Annotated in this window: 19 protein-coding genes; 9 read left to right on the top strand and 10 right to left on the bottom strand. The window is 43.7% G+C overall.

The genetic code is table 11. The features are described 5' to 3' along the window. Both fdxH and DK415_RS03580 read left to right on the top strand, forming a co-directional pair. On the top strand, positions 1 to 933 hold the full coding sequence (gene fdxH / locus DK415_RS03575) for a formate dehydrogenase subunit beta (protein WP_109432497.1): 933 nt from the start codon (positions 1 to 3) through the stop codon (positions 931 to 933). After that, complete coding sequence (locus DK415_RS03580) at positions 926 to 1,639, top strand: formate dehydrogenase subunit gamma (RefSeq protein WP_109432498.1); 714 nt, start codon at positions 926 to 928, stop codon at positions 1,637 to 1,639. Before fdxH ends, DK415_RS03580 begins: the two co-directional genes overlap by 8 nt. Positions 1,640 to 1,755: 116 nt before the next feature. On the opposite strand, the gene modC is transcribed toward DK415_RS03580, so the two are convergent. The 3 genes from modC to modA form a co-directional block, all read right to left on the bottom strand. Beyond that, the gene (modC, locus tag DK415_RS03585) at positions 1,756 to 2,817 is read right to left on the bottom strand and encodes a molybdenum ABC transporter ATP-binding protein ModC (RefSeq protein ID WP_109432499.1); all 1,062 of its coding nucleotides are present in this window, start codon (positions 2,815 to 2,817) and stop codon (positions 1,756 to 1,758) included. Next, positions 2,804 to 3,532, bottom strand: a complete 729-nt coding sequence (modB, locus tag DK415_RS03590; protein WP_109432500.1) for a molybdate ABC transporter permease subunit — start codon at positions 3,530 to 3,532, stop codon at positions 2,804 to 2,806. Before modB ends, modC begins: the two co-directional genes overlap by 14 nt. A gap of 67 nt (positions 3,533 to 3,599) precedes the next feature. Then, the gene (gene modA / locus DK415_RS03595; protein ID WP_109432501.1) at positions 3,600 to 4,364 is read right to left on the bottom strand and encodes a molybdate ABC transporter substrate-binding protein; all 765 of its coding nucleotides are present in this window, start codon (positions 4,362 to 4,364) and stop codon (positions 3,600 to 3,602) included. A 205-nt stretch (positions 4,365 to 4,569) separates the two neighbouring features. On the opposite strand from modA, the gene DK415_RS03600 reads away from it, so the two are divergent. Next, positions 4,570 to 5,349: a TOBE domain-containing protein gene (locus DK415_RS03600; RefSeq protein WP_109432502.1), complete on the top strand. Its 780-nt coding sequence runs from the start codon at positions 4,570 to 4,572 to the stop codon at positions 5,347 to 5,349. Between the two features lie 106 nt (positions 5,350 to 5,455). Here the strand turns inward: DK415_RS03600 and yfbR are convergent, their stop codons facing one another. The 6 genes from yfbR to DK415_RS03630 all read right to left on the bottom strand — a co-directional run bounded on the left by yfbR (position 5,456) and on the right by DK415_RS03630 (position 10,781). Beyond that, entirely contained in the window at positions 5,456 to 6,052 is a 597-nt protein-coding gene (gene yfbR / locus DK415_RS03605; protein WP_109432543.1) for a 5'-deoxynucleotidase, read from the bottom strand. An 11-nt stretch (positions 6,053 to 6,063) separates the two neighbouring features. Further along, positions 6,064 to 7,077 carry an outer membrane-stress sensor serine endopeptidase DegS gene (degS, locus tag DK415_RS03610; RefSeq protein WP_109432503.1) on the bottom strand — a complete coding sequence of 338 codons (1,014 nt, stop codon included), beginning with the start codon at positions 7,075 to 7,077 and terminating at the stop codon, positions 6,064 to 6,066. 7 nt (positions 7,078 to 7,084) lie between these two features. Next, positions 7,085 to 8,209 (bottom strand): bifunctional diaminohydroxyphosphoribosylaminopyrimidine deaminase/5-amino-6-(5-phosphoribosylamino)uracil reductase RibD, encoded by a 1,125-nt coding sequence (ribD, locus tag DK415_RS03615; protein ID WP_109432504.1) that lies wholly within the window; start codon positions 8,207 to 8,209, stop codon positions 7,085 to 7,087. Beyond that, a complete protein-coding gene (gene nrdR / locus DK415_RS03620; RefSeq protein ID WP_006718479.1) occupies positions 8,209 to 8,661 on the bottom strand; it encodes a transcriptional regulator NrdR in 453 nt (150 codons plus the stop codon). The genes ribD and nrdR overlap by 1 nt, the downstream gene beginning before the upstream one ends. 133 nt (positions 8,662 to 8,794) lie before the next feature. Then, on the bottom strand, positions 8,795 to 9,883 hold the full coding sequence (gene rlmM / locus DK415_RS03625) for a 23S rRNA (cytidine(2498)-2'-O)-methyltransferase RlmM (RefSeq protein ID WP_109432505.1): 1,089 nt from the start codon (positions 9,881 to 9,883) through the stop codon (positions 8,795 to 8,797). Continuing rightward, positions 9,876 to 10,781 (bottom strand): transcriptional regulator GcvA, encoded by a 906-nt coding sequence (locus DK415_RS03630; RefSeq protein WP_109432506.1) that lies wholly within the window; start codon positions 10,779 to 10,781, stop codon positions 9,876 to 9,878. Before DK415_RS03630 ends, rlmM begins: the two co-directional genes overlap by 8 nt. Before the next feature lie 459 nt (positions 10,782 to 11,240). Here DK415_RS03630 and DK415_RS03640 point away from each other — a divergent pair, with 459 nt between their 5' ends. Beyond that, on the top strand, positions 11,241 to 12,260 hold the full coding sequence (locus tag DK415_RS03640; protein ID WP_006718485.1) for a branched-chain amino acid aminotransferase: 1,020 nt from the start codon (positions 11,241 to 11,243) through the stop codon (positions 12,258 to 12,260). Positions 12,261 to 12,375: 115 nt separating this feature from the next. On the opposite strand, the gene mdh is transcribed toward DK415_RS03640, so the two are convergent. Next, a complete protein-coding gene (gene mdh, locus DK415_RS03645) occupies positions 12,376 to 13,311 on the bottom strand; it encodes a malate dehydrogenase (protein ID WP_109432507.1) in 936 nt (311 codons plus the stop codon). 254 nt (positions 13,312 to 13,565) lie between these two features. Between mdh and argR the strand changes: the two genes are divergently transcribed. From argR to rsxC, 5 genes are all read left to right on the top strand, one after another. Beyond that, positions 13,566 to 14,033, top strand: a complete 468-nt coding sequence (argR, locus tag DK415_RS03650; protein WP_109432508.1) for a transcriptional regulator ArgR — start codon at positions 13,566 to 13,568, stop codon at positions 14,031 to 14,033. Between the two features lie 24 nt (positions 14,034 to 14,057). Beyond that, complete coding sequence (locus DK415_RS03655) at positions 14,058 to 14,951, top strand: TIGR01777 family oxidoreductase (RefSeq protein ID WP_109432509.1); 894 nt, start codon at positions 14,058 to 14,060, stop codon at positions 14,949 to 14,951. A gap of 153 nt (positions 14,952 to 15,104) precedes the next feature. Next, positions 15,105 to 15,686 carry an electron transport complex subunit RsxA gene (gene rsxA, locus DK415_RS03660; RefSeq protein ID WP_006718494.1) on the top strand — a complete coding sequence of 194 codons (582 nt, stop codon included), beginning with the start codon at positions 15,105 to 15,107 and terminating at the stop codon, positions 15,684 to 15,686. Further along, complete coding sequence (rsxB, locus tag DK415_RS03665) at positions 15,686 to 16,279, top strand: electron transport complex subunit RsxB (protein WP_109432510.1); 594 nt, start codon at positions 15,686 to 15,688, stop codon at positions 16,277 to 16,279. The genes rsxA and rsxB overlap by 1 nt, the downstream gene beginning before the upstream one ends. Further along, the gene (rsxC, locus tag DK415_RS03670) at positions 16,280 to 18,817 is read left to right on the top strand and encodes an electron transport complex subunit RsxC (RefSeq protein WP_109432511.1); all 2,538 of its coding nucleotides are present in this window, start codon (positions 16,280 to 16,282) and stop codon (positions 18,815 to 18,817) included. Positions 18,818 to 18,823: the final 6 nt, after the last annotated feature.

Consider the following 18,823-nt stretch of genomic DNA (forward strand, 5'->3'; position numbering starts at 1 on the left):
ATGGCTGGAACTGCTCAAGGCGTTCAAACGCAAGACATTATCAAGATCTCCGCTACATCAGGCTTAACTGAGCCGCCACGTGCGCGTGATCACAAAGTTGAAGTGGCAAAACTCATTGATGTATCCACCTGTATTGGTTGTAAAGCCTGTCAGGTAGGTTGTTCGGAATGGAATGATATTCGTTCTGATGTGAATGCCCAATGTTTGGGGATTTATGACAACCCGGTTGACCTCAATGCAAAAGCATGGACGGTGATGCGCTTCAATGAAGTGGAAGAAAATGATCGTTTAGAATGGTTAATCCGTAAAGATGGTTGTATGCACTGTCAAGAGCCGGGCTGTTTAAAAGCTTGTCCGGCACCGGGTGCGATCATCCAGTATGCGAACGGTATCGTGGATTTCCAATCTGACAAATGTATCGGTTGTGGTTACTGTATCGCAGGTTGTCCGTTCAACATTCCACGCATGAATCCGGAAGACAATCGTGTGTACAAATGTACCCTTTGTGTCGACCGTGTTTCTGTGGGTCAAGAACCGGCTTGTGTGAAAACCTGTCCGACCGGAGCAATTCGTTTCGGTTCTAAAGAAGAAATTAAACTCTACGCGGAACAACGTGTTGCAGATCTTAAAGCGCGCGGCTATGAAAATGCCGGTATTTACGATCCGGAAGGCGTCGGTGGTACGCATGTAATCTATGTATTACACCATGCAGATAAACCTGAATTGTATTCCGGTTTACCGAAAGATCCGCAAATTGACACAACCGTTACATTATGGAAAGACATCCTGAAACCGGTTGCTGCGGTTGCCATGGGTGGTCTTGCACTTGCTGAAATCGGTCACTACCTCACTGTAGGTCCGAATGAGGAAGAAGATGTAGAAGATCATCACAAAGAATTTGAAGATGAAGAGGGAGGCAAAAAAGATGAGTAAAGGTAAATTTGAGATTACCAATGATACCCGTATCATTCGTCACAAACTCCCGGCGCGTCTAAGTCACTGGTTCTTGGTAATCAGTTTCTTCTTAACCATGTTTACCGGGGTAGCGTTTTTCTTCCCTGACTTTGCATGGTTAACGGAAATTCTTGGTACACCACAGCTTGCTCGTGCGATTCACCCGTTCACCGGTATTTTAATGTTTGTTGCCTTTGTGTTCTTATGTTCACTCTACTGGCACCATAACATTCCGGAGAAAAACGATATTCGTTGGGCGAAAGGAATGCTTGAAGTCTTAAAAGGTAACGAGCACGCTGTTGCTGATAACGGTAAATATAACTTGGGTCAAAAAATGTTGTTCTGGACATTGATCCTTGCCATGTTTACCTTAATGGGCTCCGGTATCATCATGTGGCGTCAATACTTCTCGCACCACTTCTCTATTCCGGTGTTGCGTATCGCCATCTTATTGCACTCTGCTTGTGCCTTTATGTTGTTCACCGGTATCCTAGTACACATGTACATGGCATTCTGGGTGAAAGGCTCCATTCGTGGTGTCGTTGAAGGCTGGGTAACCGTTCGCTGGGCGAAAAAACACCACCCGAAATGGTATCGCGAAGAAGTTCTTCCTGAGTTAGAAAAAGACGTTGTACGGGAAGAGAAAGGCGAAAAGACGAAAGTCATCTTTAAGAAATTTAGCTAATCTAAAAGTGCGGTTAAAAAACGCAATAAATTTTGACCGCACTTCTTGTTGAAGCAAACCATTAAAGAAAAGAAAACAGCACCTTAAAGGTGCTGTTTTTGTATGTATAAATAAAATTATGCCGACATCACGGAAATCGCTTTAATTTGCGCATAAACCAGCTGTCCCAGTTGTAACGCTAAATCATGGAAAGACCATTTACTGATACTTGCCCAAAGGTGTTTTCCGCCAATATCCAGTTTTAAATCTACTCGATTTTCCAGCTCTAAAATCTTAACAATCCGTCCATACAACGTGTTGCGAATACTCGATTGTTCTACTTTATTCAAACTAATCGACACATCAGAACTATGAATGCAAATTCGCACTTTCTCATTGATCTGCACCTCAACTTGATTAATCCAAATATTCTGATCGCCAATCGAAAGTGCGGTCATTTTATAAGACGGATTATGCATAAAAACAGGCAAAGAAAGCACCGCACTTTGTTCATTTTCCTGTTTCCAAGGAAGAAACAGCGGACTTTCCCAAATACTTTCTAACACATCATAAGCTTCCACTTTGCCGTTAGTCAGCAATACAACCCGCTCAGCTAAACGCAACAATTCATCAAGACTGTGAGTGACATATAAAATCGGAATGTTAATTTCTTTCGATAGCCGTTCCAGATAATTCATCAGCTCACGTTTGCGCGGTAAGTCCAAGGCAGAAAGGGGTTCATCCATTAATAAAATTTCCGGATCCGTCAATAATGCCCGCCCAATAGCAACCCGTTGTTTTTCACCACCGGATAAGGTTATCGGATAGCGTTTTAACAAATGGCCGATACCTAGCAACTCAACAATATAGTTAAATTCATCTTTGCTGGTATTTTTCATGCCATAACGCAAATTACCATTCACCGTATAGTGAGGAAATAAGCGGGCATCCTGAAAAACATAGCCAATATTGCGCTGATTGGTCGGCACACAAACATTTTCTGCCGAATTGAACAATTCACGATCATTTAACGAAATCACGCCTTCATCCGGATTAATCAATCCGCTAACAAGATTAATGAGGGAAGATTTCCCCGAACCTGACAAACCAAAAAGTGCGGTGACACCTTGCGATGGAATATCTAAATGCGCTTCTAGGGGTAAAGTACCTAACTGTTTTTTTACATCAATGTGCAGCATCGCTTTGTCCTAATCTTTTTTGCATACGTTTTGCCAACCATTCCGATAACAATAAAGAAATCAGCGATAAAATCACAGCAAAGACACATAATCTGGCCGCTTGTTCTTCCGCTCCCGGTGTTTGAATAAAGGAATACATGGCCAAGGGAATGGTTTGGGTTTCGCCGGCAATATTGGACACAAAGGTGATGGTGGCGCCGAATTCCCCTAAAGAACGCGCAAAACCGAGCACAATGCCGGCAAGAATGCCCGGTAAAGATAACGGTAAGGTGATAGTTAAAAATACCCGCCACGCAGAAGCCCCCAGTGTTCTGGCGGCCTGTTCCAATTTTAAATCGATACTTTCAAGGGAAAGGCGAATGGCACGCACGACCAAAGGGAATGCCACCACCGCAGAAGCTAATACAGCCCCTTTCCAACTAAATCCAAAGGTCAATCCAAACCATTGATACAAATACTTGCCGATAAAACCATTGCGTCCCATAGCAACCAATAAAAGATAACCAATGACAACCGGCGGCAACACCAAAGGCAAGTGAATAATCCCGCCCACAATGGATTTGCCATAAAAATCTTTTCGTGCCAAAAGCCATGCCACCAAAACAGCAACAGGCAAACTCCATACCATCGCACTGACGGAGACTTCCAAACTCAAGCGAATGGCATCGATTTCTAATGGGCTCAAGCCTAATAACACCAGAAACTCTGTAAACAAAATTCAATTCCCTATATAAATAAAGCGTAGCACAATGGCTACGCTTAATGAGTCAAAGCGAGTCTGCTTATTTTACAGAGAAACCGTAATCCACAAATACTTTTTTCGCTTCAGGCGATTCTAAGTATTTCAAGAATGCTTGCGTTTCCGCATTGTTGTGATCTTTTAAAATCGCAACCGGATAATCCGCCGGTTTGTAAGAATCTTGTGGGAACACGCCAATCGCTTTCACTTCTTTGCTCACTTTCGCATCAGTTGCATACACAATACCTAAAGGTGCTTCACCACGTTCAACTAAGGCTAATGCCGCACGCACGTCTTTGGCACGAGCTAATTTGTCTTTGACTTGATCCCATAAGTTTAATTTGGTTAACGCTTCTTCCGCATATTGACCTGCAGGTACGTGTGCAGGGTCACCTACAGACAAATAAGCATCTTTTAATTGGTTAATCCATTCACCTTTTGCGATATCAACGTTTTGTAATTTGCTGTCTTTTTGTGAGATTAAAACTAGTTCATTACCCACTAATAATTTTTCGGTTTCTTTAACGGTTAACCCTTTTTCTGAAAGGTATTTCATCCATTTTGTACTGGCTGAAATAAATAAATCCGCTGGTGCACCTTCTTCAATTTGTTTTGCTAAGGTTGAAGAGGAAGCAAAAGAAAATACCACTTCTTCTTTTGGATTCACTTTTTTGTAGTCTTCTGCCACTTGCTTTAATGAATCGGTCATTGAAGCAGCAGCAAACACAGTCACTTTCGCCTGTGCAGAAAGAGAGAATGCTAAACAAGCCGCCGCTAAACCGGCAGCGATTTTTGAATATTTAAACATAGTAAAAACTCCGTTTTGGTTGGTTAATAAGTTATATATAGCGCAAATTATACAACGAAAATAGAGAAATAAAAGGCGTATAATCCATTATTTAAAAAACAAAATATATCCTAACCTTTCGGAGGTAGGGTTAAACATTCTTATTCTTTTAGAAATATAGTATGATGTGCCGCATATAGTCGTCAGCGCAATTTTGAGGAACACAATGAACGGAACAGAAATTTTACTCACCATCAAACTAAAAGAAACCCTTTTCGCCGATCCTAAACGTATCCGTTTATTACAAGAAATTGAAAAATGCGGCTCCATCAATCAAGCGGCTAAAAATGCCAATGTCAGTTATAAAAGCGCTTGGGATCATCTTGAGGCAATGAACCAAATTAGCCCCAAACCATTGCTAGAACGCAATATTGGTGGGCGAAATGGTGGCGGAACAGCATTAACCGTTTATGCACAGCGCTTATTGAAACTTTATGATTTGCTAGAACAAACCCAAGAAAAAGCCTTTGATATTTTGCATGATGAAAAAGTGCCGTTAAACAGTTTGCTCTCTGCCATGGCGCGTTTTTCTTTACAAACCAGTGCCAGAAACCAATTTTTCGGCAAAGTGCAAGCATTAAGATTTGAAAATATTCACTGTTTTGTTGACATTCTTTTAGAAGATTTTGACAAACCTCTGACTGTCTCTATCACAGAAAAAAGTGCGGTGCGTTTAAAACTTGAATCTGATAAAGAAGTAATGGTGATGTTTAAGGCGCCATGGGTCAAAATTACCGCCAATCCGCAAGAGAATTTGCCAAATCAATTTAAAGCCAAGGTCACCTCCATTATTGACAAAGGTGAAGCCGGTGAAGCGATTTTAGTGTTAGAAGGCTCGAACATCGAGTTCTGTGCAACGCTCACAAAAGATCAACATGTGGAAATCAATCAGTCCGTTTGGGCTTCTGTTGATCCGGAACAGGTGATTATTGCGACGCTTTATTAATCTCTAAAGACAAAAAGTGCGGTGATTTTTCACCACACTTTTGCGAGCAAGGTAATAAAAAAATCTCCGCTTTTTTACTTGGTCGGAGATTTTTTGTACATCAAATTTACAACGTAATTTCATCAATGGATTTGCCGAAACTCGGCACAAATACCTGCAAAAAATAATCCATTTCGGGGCTTTGCCATTGATCCATCAATTTTTCTAACCGCACTTTAGCCGATTTAAATTCCTGGTTGCCGTTTTCCAGCTCAAATTTCACCTTAATATAAGCACAAATTAAATCCGCCTGTTTCACAATGTGCTTTTCTTCCTCAGCAAAACATTGAGTATCCAAATAGGGTAAAAAATCGGCTTGTAATGCTTCCGGCAGTAAACTCATTAAATGCAACTCAGCCGCTGTTTCAATCTGTTTATAGGCGTGCGTAATCTCTTCATTGAAATATTTGATTGGTGTAGGCAAATCGCCGGTGAAAATTTCCGAGGTGTCGTGATACATCGCCATCACGGCAATACGATCCGCGTTGAGTTGGGCATCGTAAAAACGGTTTTTAATCAGCGCCAACGCATGGGCAACAAATGCCACCTGCAAGCTGTGCTCCGCCAAATTCTCTCGTTCAATATTACGCATAAGCGACCAGCGCTGAATCAATCTTAAGCGATCCAAACAGGCGAAAAAATGACTGGTTTTAATTTGTTCCATGTCACAACCCATTAATTAAAAGTATATTCTTCGATAACTACCGGAATCTTATACACTTGGCCCAAGCGGGAAATCTCAACCTGAACCAGTGTATTCGGACGCACATCCGCGATAAGTTTCATCATTTCTGCCGGTGAACGTGCCTCAACTTCATTGATTTTCAGAATAATATCGCCTGCCTGTAACCCGGCTTTTGCTGCCGGGCTATTCGGAATAATGCTGGTGATAAGCACACCTTGCGCAGATGCCCCTTGCCCATTGCTAAATAAAATATCCGTTTGTACGCCAAAATAGCCACGAATGACACGTCCATCACGAATAATTTTTTTCATAACGTCGTTTGCCAAATCAATGGGAATGGCAAAATTTAAGCCTTCCGCAATTTCATTGGCGGTTTTGCCGATACTCAAGGTGCTGATACCCAATAGCTCACCGGCAGAATTAATTAACGCACCGCCGGAATTACCTCGGTTAATGGACGCGTCGGTCTGGATAAAGTTTTGGCGCCCCAGCGCTTCACCGACCGCACTACGCCCTACCGCACTAACAATCCCTTGCGACACACTTTGCCCCAAATTGTATGGATTACCAATGGCCAGCGCCACATCGCCCACATGCACAGGTCGATTAGGATTTTGTGGAATCGTGGATAAGTTATCCGCTTTGATTTTTAACACAGCTAAATCCGTTAACGCATCGGAACCAATTAATGCCGCATCAAAAATATTGCCATTTTGCAATGCCACCACAATTTGATCGGCATTTTGAATCACGTGCTTATTAGTCAGAATGTAGCCGTCTTTCGACATGATCACGCCGGACCCCAAGTTATTCACTTGAAACTGAGAGGAAGAGGAAGTAAAGGCTTGATTATAAACATTCACCACGGCAGGCGAGGCAATACGCACAGCATCCCGATAAGAAGCAACATCATGTTGAGAGTCAGTGATTTTAGGCATGACATATAAAATCACGGCAGCAGAAGCCAAGCCGATAATCGCCGAATGAAAAAGTTTCTTTAGCATCAGTTCCTCATTTTCTTATATAAATTAATTTGAGATCATCGCCAACAGGCTCGCAAGATTGTAGTTGCCATAAAGGCGCATCAGCTAGTTGAGTTAAATTAGGCAAATGGCATAAATCTCTGGCTTGATCGCCTAGTAATTTTGGCGCCATGTAAATAATCAGTTCATCCACCAGATTTTCAGCAATTAATGCGCCCGCCAACGTCGCGCCCGCTTCCACCCAAAGGGTGTTAATTTGGCGTTTGCCTAACTCAGCCATTAATGCCTGCAAGCGGCTTTCGCCTTGGTGTCGATTTAATTTTAAATAATCAGTAAAAGGCGGAAAATCTGTCAGCGAATAATCCTCTTCTCCCGCCAACCAAACCGGTGATTCCGTTGAAAACACCTTAAAATCGGACCGCACTTTATGGCTAGAATCCAAAATCACACGCACCGGTTGGCGTAATTTTTCTTGCGGATAGTCGGCTTTTACGTCAGACGGTAATTCTTCCCAACGCACATTTAAGCTGGGATCATCCGCCAGCACCGTTTGTGAAGTCGATAAGATCGCGGAAGCTTTGGCACGATATTGCTGCACATCCGCTCTTGCCTGTGCTCCGGTAATCCATTTGCTTTCGCCACTTGCCATGGCGGTTTTGCCATCAATACTCATGGCCAGTTTTAACTGTACGAAAGGTTTGCCGGTACGCATGCGTTTCAAAAAGCCTTTGTTTAGCTGTTCGGCATTTTCTTCCAATAATCCCACCGCACTTTCAATGCCTGCATCGCTTAAAATCTGTAACCCTTTGCCCGCCACTTGTGGGTTCGGATCGCACATCGCAGCAATCACTTTACTCACGCCTGCTTCAACCAAGCCTTTCGCACAAGGCGGCGTACGCCCAAAATGAGAACATGGCTCTAAGGTGACATAAGCTGTTGCACCACGGGCATTTTCACCGGCTTCACGTAATGCCATCACTTCCGCATGCGGCTCACCGGCTTTAGCATGAAATCCTTTGCCGACAACCTCGCCGTCTTTCACCAAGACGCAACCCACAGAAGGATTTGGCGTTGTGGTGAATTCGCCCTGTTTGGCTAAATCAAGCGCCAGTTGCATAAAAGCGGCATCTTGCGGGCTAAATGGTTTGTTCATCAATGATCCTTTAAGTTTTCGATTTCTTGGCTAAATTCGTTGATGTTATCAAAACTCAAATAGACGGAGGCAAAACGGATATACGCCACTTTATCTAAATTCTTTAATTCTTCCATCACTAACGTCCCCACCAATTTACTCGGCACTTCGCGCTCACCGGTCGCGCGCAATTTATGAATAATACGGCTAATGGCTTTTTCCACATCGTCCGCACTCACAGGGCGTTTTTCCAAGGCATGTTGAATGCCTCGACGTAATTTATCTTCATTAAACGGCTCACGATTGCCGTTATTTTTAATCACTTTCGGCACAATTAGTTCTGCCGTTTCAAAGGTCGTAAAACGTTCGTGACACTGACCGCACTCTCTACGGCGGCGCACCTGAAAACCGTCAGAAACCAAACGACTGTCAATCACCTTGGTTTCTTCTGTCGAACAAAAAGGACAACGCATACTTGTCTCCCATCATAAATAGCGAAAAAAACAACCGCACTTTGGCGTAAATAGCGCGGTTATTTTACAAATTATTTGCACAAAGTGCGGTATAAAAAACAAAAATTTTTAAGTTTTACTTCACGCTAATCGTTTATAGCAAACGCAAGTAAACCGTGATTTCTTCCCGATCGTGATACAGGTGTTTTGCCTGTAACTGGAATTTTAACCCTTGCTGCGACAATTTATCCGCAATAAATTGCAGACATTGTTGCACTTCCGCATAGCGTTTTTTCATGGGTAGCTTCAAATTAAAGATCATGCTGTGACACCAACCGTTCAACAGCCATTTCACCATTAACTCGGCAATTCGGCTTGGCTGCTCCACCATGTCACACACCAGCCAATCAATTTTACGTCGTTTCGGCGGCTGAAACTTAAAGCCGTCTTCCGCACAATGCTCAATGCGTCCCGTATCATGCAAACTGGCTGCCATTTTGCCGTGATCGACGGCATATACAAATAAACCACGTTTCACTAACTGATATGTCCAACCGCCCGGGCAAGCGCCGAGATCCACGGCATACATGGTTTCGTTAAGCAATTCCGCTTCTTTTTGGCGCGGAATAAAACTCAAAATGGCTTCTTCCAATTTTAATGTAGAGCGACTTGGTGCATCGGCAGGGAATTTTAGGCGTTGAATGCCCATTAAGTGCGCAGCATGATTGTGATTGTAGGAGTAGCCCACATAACAAGTATTATTTTGTAAGAAAAAAACATGCAATGTCAGACCGCTCTTTAAGTTACATTTTGCATTTAGCCAGCCTTGCTTTTTCAACGCTTGGCGCAGTGGTACAGTGAATTTACGGCAAAATCCAAGTAACTCTTTCGCTTCATTCGTATCGGCGGTTTCCACCCATAATTCATTGCTGTTTGTTAACGGAATGCTTTCCGCAATTTGCAGATATTGTTGAAGAATCGGGGTAATACGATCCTGCTGTGGTAAATCCGTCAGCAAATCGGAAACCACGATCATTTGGCGGGCAAAAATCAGTTGTTGAAAGGGCAATTCTCGCGCTAATAAATCCGCTTCGCCGGGCTGATAACATTCAAAAATTACATAGCCGCTGTTTTCGGTCACACGGGCGAAGCCAAAGACGCCTTTTTCTGCTGCTTTATCGGTGATTTCCGCCGCCAACTCGCGCTCAAATCCCATTCGACAATATAATGCCAACTTATTCATTTTCTTGTTTATTTTCTTCTTGGTTAATGGTTTGAATAATCCAGGAACGGAACGCCACAATGCGCTCATCATTACTGTTATCTAAATGATTGACCACGTAAAAGGATTTCGGATCCCGCAAATGGGTATCAAATACCGGTTGTAAATTGCCGTTGTCCAGCTCTTGTTGCGCTAAAATACGATTGGCAAGCACAATACCTTGTTCATGAATTGCCGCTTGCAACGCCATGAAAGTATGACTAAATATTGGGCCTTGCTGAATATTCAATTCTTCCAATGCCAAATAATTCGCCATGTGTTGCCAATTATCGCGAGTATGAATGTGCAACAAGGTATGATGTTTTAAATCCTGTGGCTGATGAATCGGTTTTTGTGCCAATAATTTCGGTGCGGCAAGCACCAATAAATCCTCTTCCACCAAACGATCCACTTGTAAGTTATCCCAGTTGCCTTTGCCGTAATAAATCGCAATATCAATGTCTTGGCTAAGCAAGCCTTCATCTTGATCGACGCCTTTTAAACGTACTTCAATGTCGGGATACAATTTATTAAATTCACTTAAACGTGGCACCAACCATTGAATACCGAAGGTTTGCGGCACGCTGATGGTTAAATGTTTATCATTTTTTAAGGCGAATAATTTATCCGTCGCCTCCGCTAAACGGTGCAGAATTTTGGTGATGTCCGCATAGTAGGCTTTGCCAAAATCGGTTAATTCCAGCGCACGATTTTTACGTTTAAATAACGTAACGCCTAAGAAATCTTCCAAAATTTTTATTTGATGGCTAATCGCTGCTTGCGTCACAAATAATTCATCTGCCGCTTTCGTGAAACTTAAAAATCTCGCGGCAGACTCAAATGCTTTTAGCGAATTTAAAGGTGGCAAACGTTTATACATGTTATTTCCCAATGATTCATTTCTTAGAAAAAATTTAAATCAGATTACTTTTTTTTATCAATCTAATAAAAAAATCTCTTTTGCCCGTTATACTTATTCTACTTAAAATGAAACCATACTTAAGTCACAATTTCTTAACTGTTAAGATTTTCGAATTAAGTATGATGTTGTGTTTGCATATTGTTTGGTTTTTCCAAACCAAAGTAACGAAAGTTACTTTTTCTTTTCATTTCCTGTATATTCGGCATTTTCGCCAGACACCGCTCCCAAAAGAGCGGTGTTTTTTATGGGCGATTTTAACATAGTTCTGCTGTTATTTCCTGCCCTATTCCTCTCCCCTAAACGAGAGTCTTCCCACTTAAACTTTTCATTTGTTTTTACGACTAAAATATTTTCAATCCTGATGGAATGGTGTAGATTAAAAACGACTTAAATTGCAACCTACATTAAGGAAAAACCATGTCAGACTTACTTGATTGGAAAAATCTCGGATTCAGTTATATCAAAACAGATTATCGCTTTATCGCTCATTGGAAAGATGGTAAATGGGACAATGGTGAATTAACCACCGACAGCACATTGCACATTCACGAAGGTTCCACCGCTCTGCATTACGGACAACAATGTTTCGAGGGATTAAAAGCCTACCGTTGCAAAGACGGTTCAATCAACCTTTTCCGTCCTGATCAAAATGCGAAACGTATGCAAAACACCTGCGATCGCCTGTTAATGCCACAAGTTCCGACAGAATTATTTATCCGCGCCTGTAAAGAAGTGGTCAAAGCCAACGAAAAATGGCTTGCGCCATATGGTAGCGGGGCCACACTTTATCTTCGTCCATTCGTTATCGGTGTCGGTGAAAACATCGGCGTACGCCCCGCACCGGAATACATTTTCTCCGTTTTCTGTTGCCCGGTAGGCGCCTATTTCAAAGGTGGTATGAAACCGTCTAATTTCTTGGTAACCGATTATGACCGCGCTGCACCACATGGTACCGGTGGCGTCAAAGTGGGCGGAAACTATGCTGCAAGTTTATTACCACATGAACTTGCCGCTGAACGCAAATTTGCCGATGCCATTTATCTTGATCCGAAAACCCATACCAAAATTGAAGAAGTGGGCGCGGCAAACTTTTTCGGTATCACACGCGATAACAAATTCATCACGCCACTTTCGCCATCCATTTTGCCAAGTATCACCAAATACTCACTGCTTTATTTGGCCAAAGAACGCTTAGGCATGGAAACCATTGAAGGGGATGTCTATATCAATGAATTAGACCAATTCGCCGAAGCGGGCGCTTGCGGTACGGCTGCTGTTATTTCACCTATCGGCGGCATTCAATATGGCGATGACTTCCACGTTTTCTATTCAGAAACTGACGTGGGTCCAATCACTAAACGCCTTTACGAAGAACTTACCGGCATCCAGTTCGGTGACGTAGAAGCGCCGGAAGGCTGGATTGTAAAAGTAGATTAATTTCTGCTTTCCAAAGGATAAAAGTGCGGTCAAATTCGACCGCACTTTTTATTTACATCCGACAAAAAATCCCCATAACCTTAGGGCTACGGGGATTTTTTATTTTCCAGTTGAATTATGGATTAACGAATTTTTCGCCTAATTCAATATCTGCACGTAATGTCGGCAACATAGCATCTAACGCTTGTTGCTCAAATGCGCTGAGTTTACCAATTGGCAGAATTTCTTCTACGCCTTCTTTACCAAAACGAACCGGTTGAGCAAAGAAGCGAGCATATTTACCATCGCCTTCGACATAGCTACATTCAACCATCGTTTCGCCTTGTAATCCGCGTACTACGGCATTCGCAAAACGGGCGGCGGCTTGAGCCATAGATAAGGTTGCAGAACCGCCACCGGCTTTAGCGTTCACCACTTCAGTACCGGCGTTTTGAATACGTTTAGTTAATGGTTCAATTTCTTCCTCTTTCCATTCAGCGTATGGCACTTGAGACAATAAAGGAAGGATGGTCACGCCGGAGTGTCCGCCAATCACCGGCACGGTTGTACGATAAACGTTTAAGCCTTTTAATTCGGCAACAAAGGTTTCAGAACGAAGCACGTCTAATGTGGTCACGCCAAATAATTTACGTTTGTCATAAACACCGGCTTTTTTCAAGACTTCTGCTGCAATCGCAACGGTAGTATTTACCGGGTTGGTAATGATCCCAATGCATGCTTTCGGACAGGCCACAGCGACTTTTTCAATTAAGTTGCGTACGATGCCTGCGTTAATGTTGAATAGATCTGAGCGATCCATTCCCGGTTTACGTGCGACGCCGGCAGAAATGAGCACGACATCCGCGCCTTTTAATGCAGGTGTCGGATCTTCACCGGCAAAACCTTCCACTTTAACCGCGGTCGGAATGTGGCTGATATCCACAGCAACGCCCGGGGTTACCGGTGCAATATCATAAAGTGATAGCTCGGAACCTGCCGGCAACTGTAGTTTCAGCAATAATGCTAATGCTTGACCGATACCGCCTGCGGCACCTAAAACTGCAACTTTCATTTCATTCTCCTCATGTAGTAAGAAATGGGTAGTTAAAAATTTGTAAAAATTGTACGCCTACCAACGTTTAAATTCAAACAGACAAATTCAAATGTGCGATCTAACTCAAATTTTTTCTTTTTCCCCGTAAAAAAGGTCATAAAAAACGCCTTAAATTTCCACCGCACTTTCACCTTATAAAGTAAATATTTATTTGCTAAAAACGCTATTTTTATGCAAAATTCAGTCACTTTAATCTGATAAGAGAAAGGCTCATGTTAAACGAAAATCCGGATAACCTGACAAAAGCATTCAAAGATCTATTGCGCCAAGAAAAATACGGTTCACAAAGTGAAATTGTCACCGAATTACACAAAATGGGATTTAGCACGGTTAATCAATCGAAAGTCTCCCGTATGCTCAGTAAATTTGGGGCGGTCCGCACCCGTAATACCCGTATGGAAATGGTCTATTGCTTGCCAAGTGAGTTAAGCGTGCCAAATACGCGGAGTTCCTTAAAAGATTTAGTGTTAGACATTGATCATAACAATATGCTGATCGTCATTCGCACAACACCGGGCGCAGCACAACTTATCGCGCGTCTGCTGGATTCCGTGAGTAAAATGGAAGGCATTTTGGGCAATATTGCTGGGGATGACACCATTTTTGTGACACCAACCAAAGAAACCGACATCAATAACTTAATGTTGCGTATTCAAGAGTTATTCGAAAATACCCTTTAAGTGCGACAAAAACAGAAAAACTGCATGAAAATTCTCATTACTGGCGCCACCGGTTTTATCGGAAGCGCATTGATTCCTTCGTTATTGGCGAAAAATCATCAAATTACCGCCTTGGTGCGCCATCCGGCAAAAGCCAAACAACAACTCCCCTATCCCATTGAATTCATTAATACATTGGATTACTTTCAGCATTTTAATCAATTTGATGCTGTCATTAATTTAGCTGGAGAACCAATATTTTCTCGTCGCTGGACAACCACACAAAAAGAGCGGTTAGAATCTAGCCGCATTTCATTAACAGAAAAACTGGCACACCTGATAAATCGTAGCGACAATCCGCCGCAATGTTTTATTTCCGGTTCAGCTACAGGTTATTACGGTGATTGCGGTGAACAACAGATTGATGAAAATACGCCACCGGCAAATCATTTTGCCGCGCGCTTATGCCAACAGTGGGAAGGCTCCGCCTTAAAAGCCAAGACACGAGTCTGCCTCGTGCGCACCGGCATGGTGCTTGGTACAAAAGGTGGTACATTGGCAAAAATATTGCCGCTATATCGTTGTGGCTTAGGTGGAAAACTGGGTTCCGGCAAACAGTTCTGGGGTTGGATTGCCTTGGCAGATATGGTGCGTGGGATTTTATTTTTATTGGAAAATGCTGATTGCAGGGGCGCATTTAATTTCGTTGCACCACATGCAATACGTAACGCCGAATTTAATGTGTTATTAGGTGAAACCTTGCGCCGCCCTCACATGGCAACCGCTCCGGCGTTTATGTTGAAAATGTTACTCGGCGAACGTGCAAATTTATTACTCGACAGTCAAAATCTCGTACCACAACATTTGCTAGCTCAAGGGTTTCAGTTTGAACATCCTGATCTTGCTCAATTCCTCCAGAAAGAAATCACCGTTAAATAAAATCTCTCGAATTTTCCACCGCACTTTTCCAAAATACGCTTTTCGACGTATAAAAAAGTGCGGTGGTTTTTGCTAGAATTTCTCCCAATTTTTTATTGTTCTTAAGCCCATAAATGGCGATAATACACCGCTTATACGAACGAATTGAACGCTATGACACATTACATTCTACTGATCATCGGCACGGCATTAATTAATAACTTCGTGTTGGTGAAATTCCTTGGACTCTGCCCTTTTATGGGCGTCTCAAAAAAAATCGAAACCGCTATCGGCATGGGCTTGGCAACAACCTTTGTGCTGACAGTGGCGGCGCTTTGCTCCTATTTAGTGGATAATTATATTCTCGCGCCATTAAATGCGACTTTTTTACGGACACTCGTCTTTATTTTGGTGATCGCCGTGGTGGTACAATTCACCGAAATGGTGATCAATAAAACCAGCCCAATGTTATATCGTTTATTAGGGATTTTCCTACCGCTCATTACCACCAACTGTGCCGTGCTTGGCGTGGCGTTATTAAACGTTAATCTTGCGCATAATTTAACGGAATCGGTGGCTTATGGCTTTGGTGCCTCTGCCGGTTTTGCCTTAGTTTTAGTCTTATTTGCCGCATTGCGTGAGCGTCTGGTTGCCGCTGATGTGCCGATGCCATTTCGCGGTGCGTCTATCGCCTTGATTACGGCAGGCTTAATGTCTCTCGCCTTCATGGGCTTTACCGGATTGGTGAAACTATAATGGCGACTTTCTATTATGTTCTCATTGCCATTGTTGTATTGGCGCTGATTTTCGGCGCCATTTTGGGCTTTGCATCCGTAAAACTGAAAGTCGAAGCGGATCCTATTGTCGAAAAAATCGATGCGATTTTACCGCAAAGCCAATGTGGACAATGTGGCTATCCAGGTTGCAAACCCTACGCAGAAGCTATTGCCAACGGGGAGGTAATTACGAAATGTATTCCGGGCGGCAGACCAACTGTCATTAAAATTGCCGAACTCCTTGGTGTTGAACCACCGGAAACAGACGATTTAGCAGAAGATCCTACACCGAAAGTCGCCTTTATTGACGAGAATATGTGTATCGGCTGCACCAAATGTATTCAGGCTTGTCCGGTGGATGCCATTATCGGTAGCAATAAACTCATGCATACCATCATTCCTGATTTATGTACCGGTTGCGAGCTTTGTGTTGAGCCTTGCCCAACGAGCTGTATTTCCATGATTAAAGTAGAAAAAAATATTGATACTTGGGATTGGAAATTCGATCCTAATTTAGTGATTCCGATTGTTGATACCACATCGGCTGAAAAGAAAATCATTGTGGGGAAATAAATGGCGGATGTATTAACACGTTTCAACAGTGGCAAACTTTGGGAATTTGACGGCGGCATTCATCCGCCGGATATGAAGTCCCAATCTAATGGTACGCCCATTCGCACGCTCCCCCTGCCCGATGATTTTTATGTCCCGCTAAAACAACACGCCGGGACAGCAGGAAACCTATTGGTAAAACCCGGTGATCGCGTACTCAAAGGACAACCACTGACACAAGGTGATGGCTGGCGCACCTTACCTATTCATGCGCCAACCTCCGGTACGGTCATTGCCGTAGGGCCTTATGTCGCAGCGCACCCATCCGGATTGACAGAAACCTGCGTACATATTCAAGCAGACGGCTTGGATCAATGGCGACCACAAATGCCAATCGAGGATTTTTTCACCCAAACTCGGGAACAGCTGATTGAAAAAATTTATCAAGCAGGTATTGCCGGCTTGGGTGGCGCGGTATTCCCGACAGCCGCCAAAATTCACTCTGCTGAAAAACAGGTTAAACTGCTGATTATTAACGGCGCAGAATGTGAACCCTACATCACCTGCGATGATCGCTTAATGCGCGATTATGCCAATGAAATCATCGAGGGCGTGCGTATTTTGCGTTATATTTTACGCCCTGAAAAAGTCGTTATCGCCATAGAAGACAATAAACTTGAAGCCGTATCTGCCTTAGAACGTGCGTTACATGGCGCGAATGATATTGAAATCCGCGTCATTCCGACTAAATACCCTTCCGGCGCGGCAAAACAACTCATTCAAGTACTGACCGGCATGGAAGTACCAAGCGGACAACGCTCTTATAGCATTGGTGTACTCATGCAAAACGTGGGAACCGCCTTTGCCATTAAACGTGCCGTACTTGATGACGAGCCTTTAATTGAGCGCGTTGTCACCCTCACCGGCGATAAAATTCCTAATAAAGGCAATTATTGGGCACGCTTCGGTACCCCAATTTCGCATTTATTGCGCGAAACGGGCTACCAATATGACAACCGCTTCCCGGTCTTCATGGGTGGTCCAATGATGGGCGTCATTCTACCTGATTTAAATGCGCCAATGACCAAAGTGGCAAACTGCTTATTGGCACCGGATCATTTTGAATATGCGCCACCGGAACCGGAAAAAAGCTGTATCCGTTGTTCAGCCTGTTCCGACGCTTGCCCGGTAAAACTGATGCCGCAGCAACTCTATTGGTTTGCGCGAAGCGAAAATCACGAAAAATCAGAAGAATATTCTCTCAAAGACTGTATTGAATGTGGTGTGTGCGCCTATGTTTGCCCAAGCCACATTCCGCTTATTCAATATTTCCGCCAAGAAAAAGCCAAAATTTGGGAAATTAAACATAAAGCAAAATTAGCAGAAGAAGCGAAGAACCGTTTTGAACAACGCCAAGCCCGCCTAGAACGGGAAGAACAAGAACGCAAAGCGCGTTCTCAACGAGCCGCCGCAGCACGCCGTGAAGAATTAGCACAGCAAAAAGGCGTCGATCCGGTCGCCGCTGCCTTAGAACGTTTAAAAGCGAAAAAAGCTGAAGCTGCAGAAAATACGCAAATTGAGCAAAAAACCCTTATTGATGAAAAAGGTCATATCCAGCCTGACAATAGCGACATCATGGCACAACGCAAGGCTCGTAGATTAGCTCGTCAAGCGGAAGGCGTAGCGTCTGCCGAACCGGCAACAGCTCAAAGTGCGGTTCAAATTTCAGATGAAAATCCGGCAGAAATGGATCCGCGCAAAGCTGCGATTGCTGCCGCGCTCGCACGTGCTAAAGTGAAAAAAGCGGCGCAGCAAGGGGAAACCGCAACCTCTACCGAGCAGACAACAGCCCAAAGTGCGGTTCAAATTCCAGATGAAAATCCGGCAGAAATGGATCCGCGCAAAGCTGCGATTGCTGCCGCACTCGCGCGAGCCAAAGCGAAAAAAACCGCGCAGCAAGGGGAAACCGTAGCCTCTACCGAACCGGCAACAGACCAAAGTGCGGTTCAAATTTCAGATGAAAAATCAGAAGAGACGGATCCGCGCAAAACTGCGATTGCTGCCGCGCTCGCGCGTGCCAAAGCGAAAAAAGCGGCGCAGCAAGGGGAACTCGTAACCTCTACCGAACCCGCAACAGCACAAAGTGCGGTTCAAATTTCAGATGAAAATCCGGCAGAAACGGATCCGCGCAAAGCCGCCATTGCGGCGGCTATCACACGTGCTAAAGCGAAGAAAGCCGCGCAGCAAGGGGAAACCGTAGCTTCAACTGAACCGGTAACAGACCAAAGTGCGGTTCAAATTTCAAATGAAAAATCAGCGGAAACGGATCCACGCAAAGCTGCTATTGCCGCCGCGCTCGCACGTGCTAAAGCGAAAAAAGCGGCGCAGCAAGGGGAACTCGTAACCTCTACCGAACCTGCAACAGCACAAAGTGCGGTTCAAATTTCAGATGAAAATCCAGCGGAAACAGATCCGCGCAAAGCCGCTATTGCTGCCGCTATCGCACGTGCTAAAGCGAAAAAGGCCGCACAACAGGCACAACAAAATGAACAGGATTAAGGAATA

Source organism: Aggregatibacter segnis (assembly GCF_003130075.1).
GTDB lineage: Bacteria > Pseudomonadota > Gammaproteobacteria > Enterobacterales > Pasteurellaceae > Aggregatibacter > Aggregatibacter segnis_A.

Coding starts and splice junctions, on each gene's coding strand:
- fdxH (WP_109432497.1), top strand. CDS start 1: ATGGCTGGAACTGCTCAAGGCGTTCAAACGCAAGACATTATCAAGATC.
- DK415_RS03580 (WP_109432498.1), top strand. CDS start 926: ATGAGTAAAGGTAAATTTGAGATTACCAATGATACCCGTATCATTCGT.
- modC (WP_109432499.1), bottom strand. CDS start 2,817: ATGCTGCACATTGATGTAAAAAAACAGTTAGGTACTTTACCCCTAGAA.
- modA (WP_109432501.1), bottom strand. CDS start 4,364: ATGTTTAAATATTCAAAAATCGCTGCCGGTTTAGCGGCGGCTTGTTTA.
- DK415_RS03600 (WP_109432502.1), top strand. CDS start 4,570: ATGAACGGAACAGAAATTTTACTCACCATCAAACTAAAAGAAACCCTT.
- yfbR (WP_109432543.1), bottom strand. CDS start 6,052: ATGGAACAAATTAAAACCAGTCATTTTTTCGCCTGTTTGGATCGCTTA.
- degS (WP_109432503.1), bottom strand. CDS start 7,077: ATGCTAAAGAAACTTTTTCATTCGGCGATTATCGGCTTGGCTTCTGCT.
- ribD (WP_109432504.1), bottom strand. CDS start 8,209: ATGAACAAACCATTTAGCCCGCAAGATGCCGCTTTTATGCAACTGGCG.
- nrdR (WP_006718479.1), bottom strand. CDS start 8,661: ATGCGTTGTCCTTTTTGTTCGACAGAAGAAACCAAGGTGATTGACAGT.
- rlmM (WP_109432505.1), bottom strand. CDS start 9,883: ATGAATAAGTTGGCATTATATTGTCGAATGGGATTTGAGCGCGAGTTG.
- DK415_RS03630 (WP_109432506.1), bottom strand. CDS start 10,781: ATGTATAAACGTTTGCCACCTTTAAATTCGCTAAAAGCATTTGAGTCT.
- DK415_RS03640 (WP_006718485.1), top strand. CDS start 11,241: ATGTCAGACTTACTTGATTGGAAAAATCTCGGATTCAGTTATATCAAA.
- mdh (WP_109432507.1), bottom strand. CDS start 13,311: ATGAAAGTTGCAGTTTTAGGTGCCGCAGGCGGTATCGGTCAAGCATTA.
- argR (WP_109432508.1), top strand. CDS start 13,566: ATGTTAAACGAAAATCCGGATAACCTGACAAAAGCATTCAAAGATCTA.
- DK415_RS03655 (WP_109432509.1), top strand. CDS start 14,058: ATGAAAATTCTCATTACTGGCGCCACCGGTTTTATCGGAAGCGCATTG.
- rsxA (WP_006718494.1), top strand. CDS start 15,105: ATGACACATTACATTCTACTGATCATCGGCACGGCATTAATTAATAAC.
- rsxB (WP_109432510.1), top strand. CDS start 15,686: ATGGCGACTTTCTATTATGTTCTCATTGCCATTGTTGTATTGGCGCTG.
- rsxC (WP_109432511.1), top strand. CDS start 16,280: ATGGCGGATGTATTAACACGTTTCAACAGTGGCAAACTTTGGGAATTT.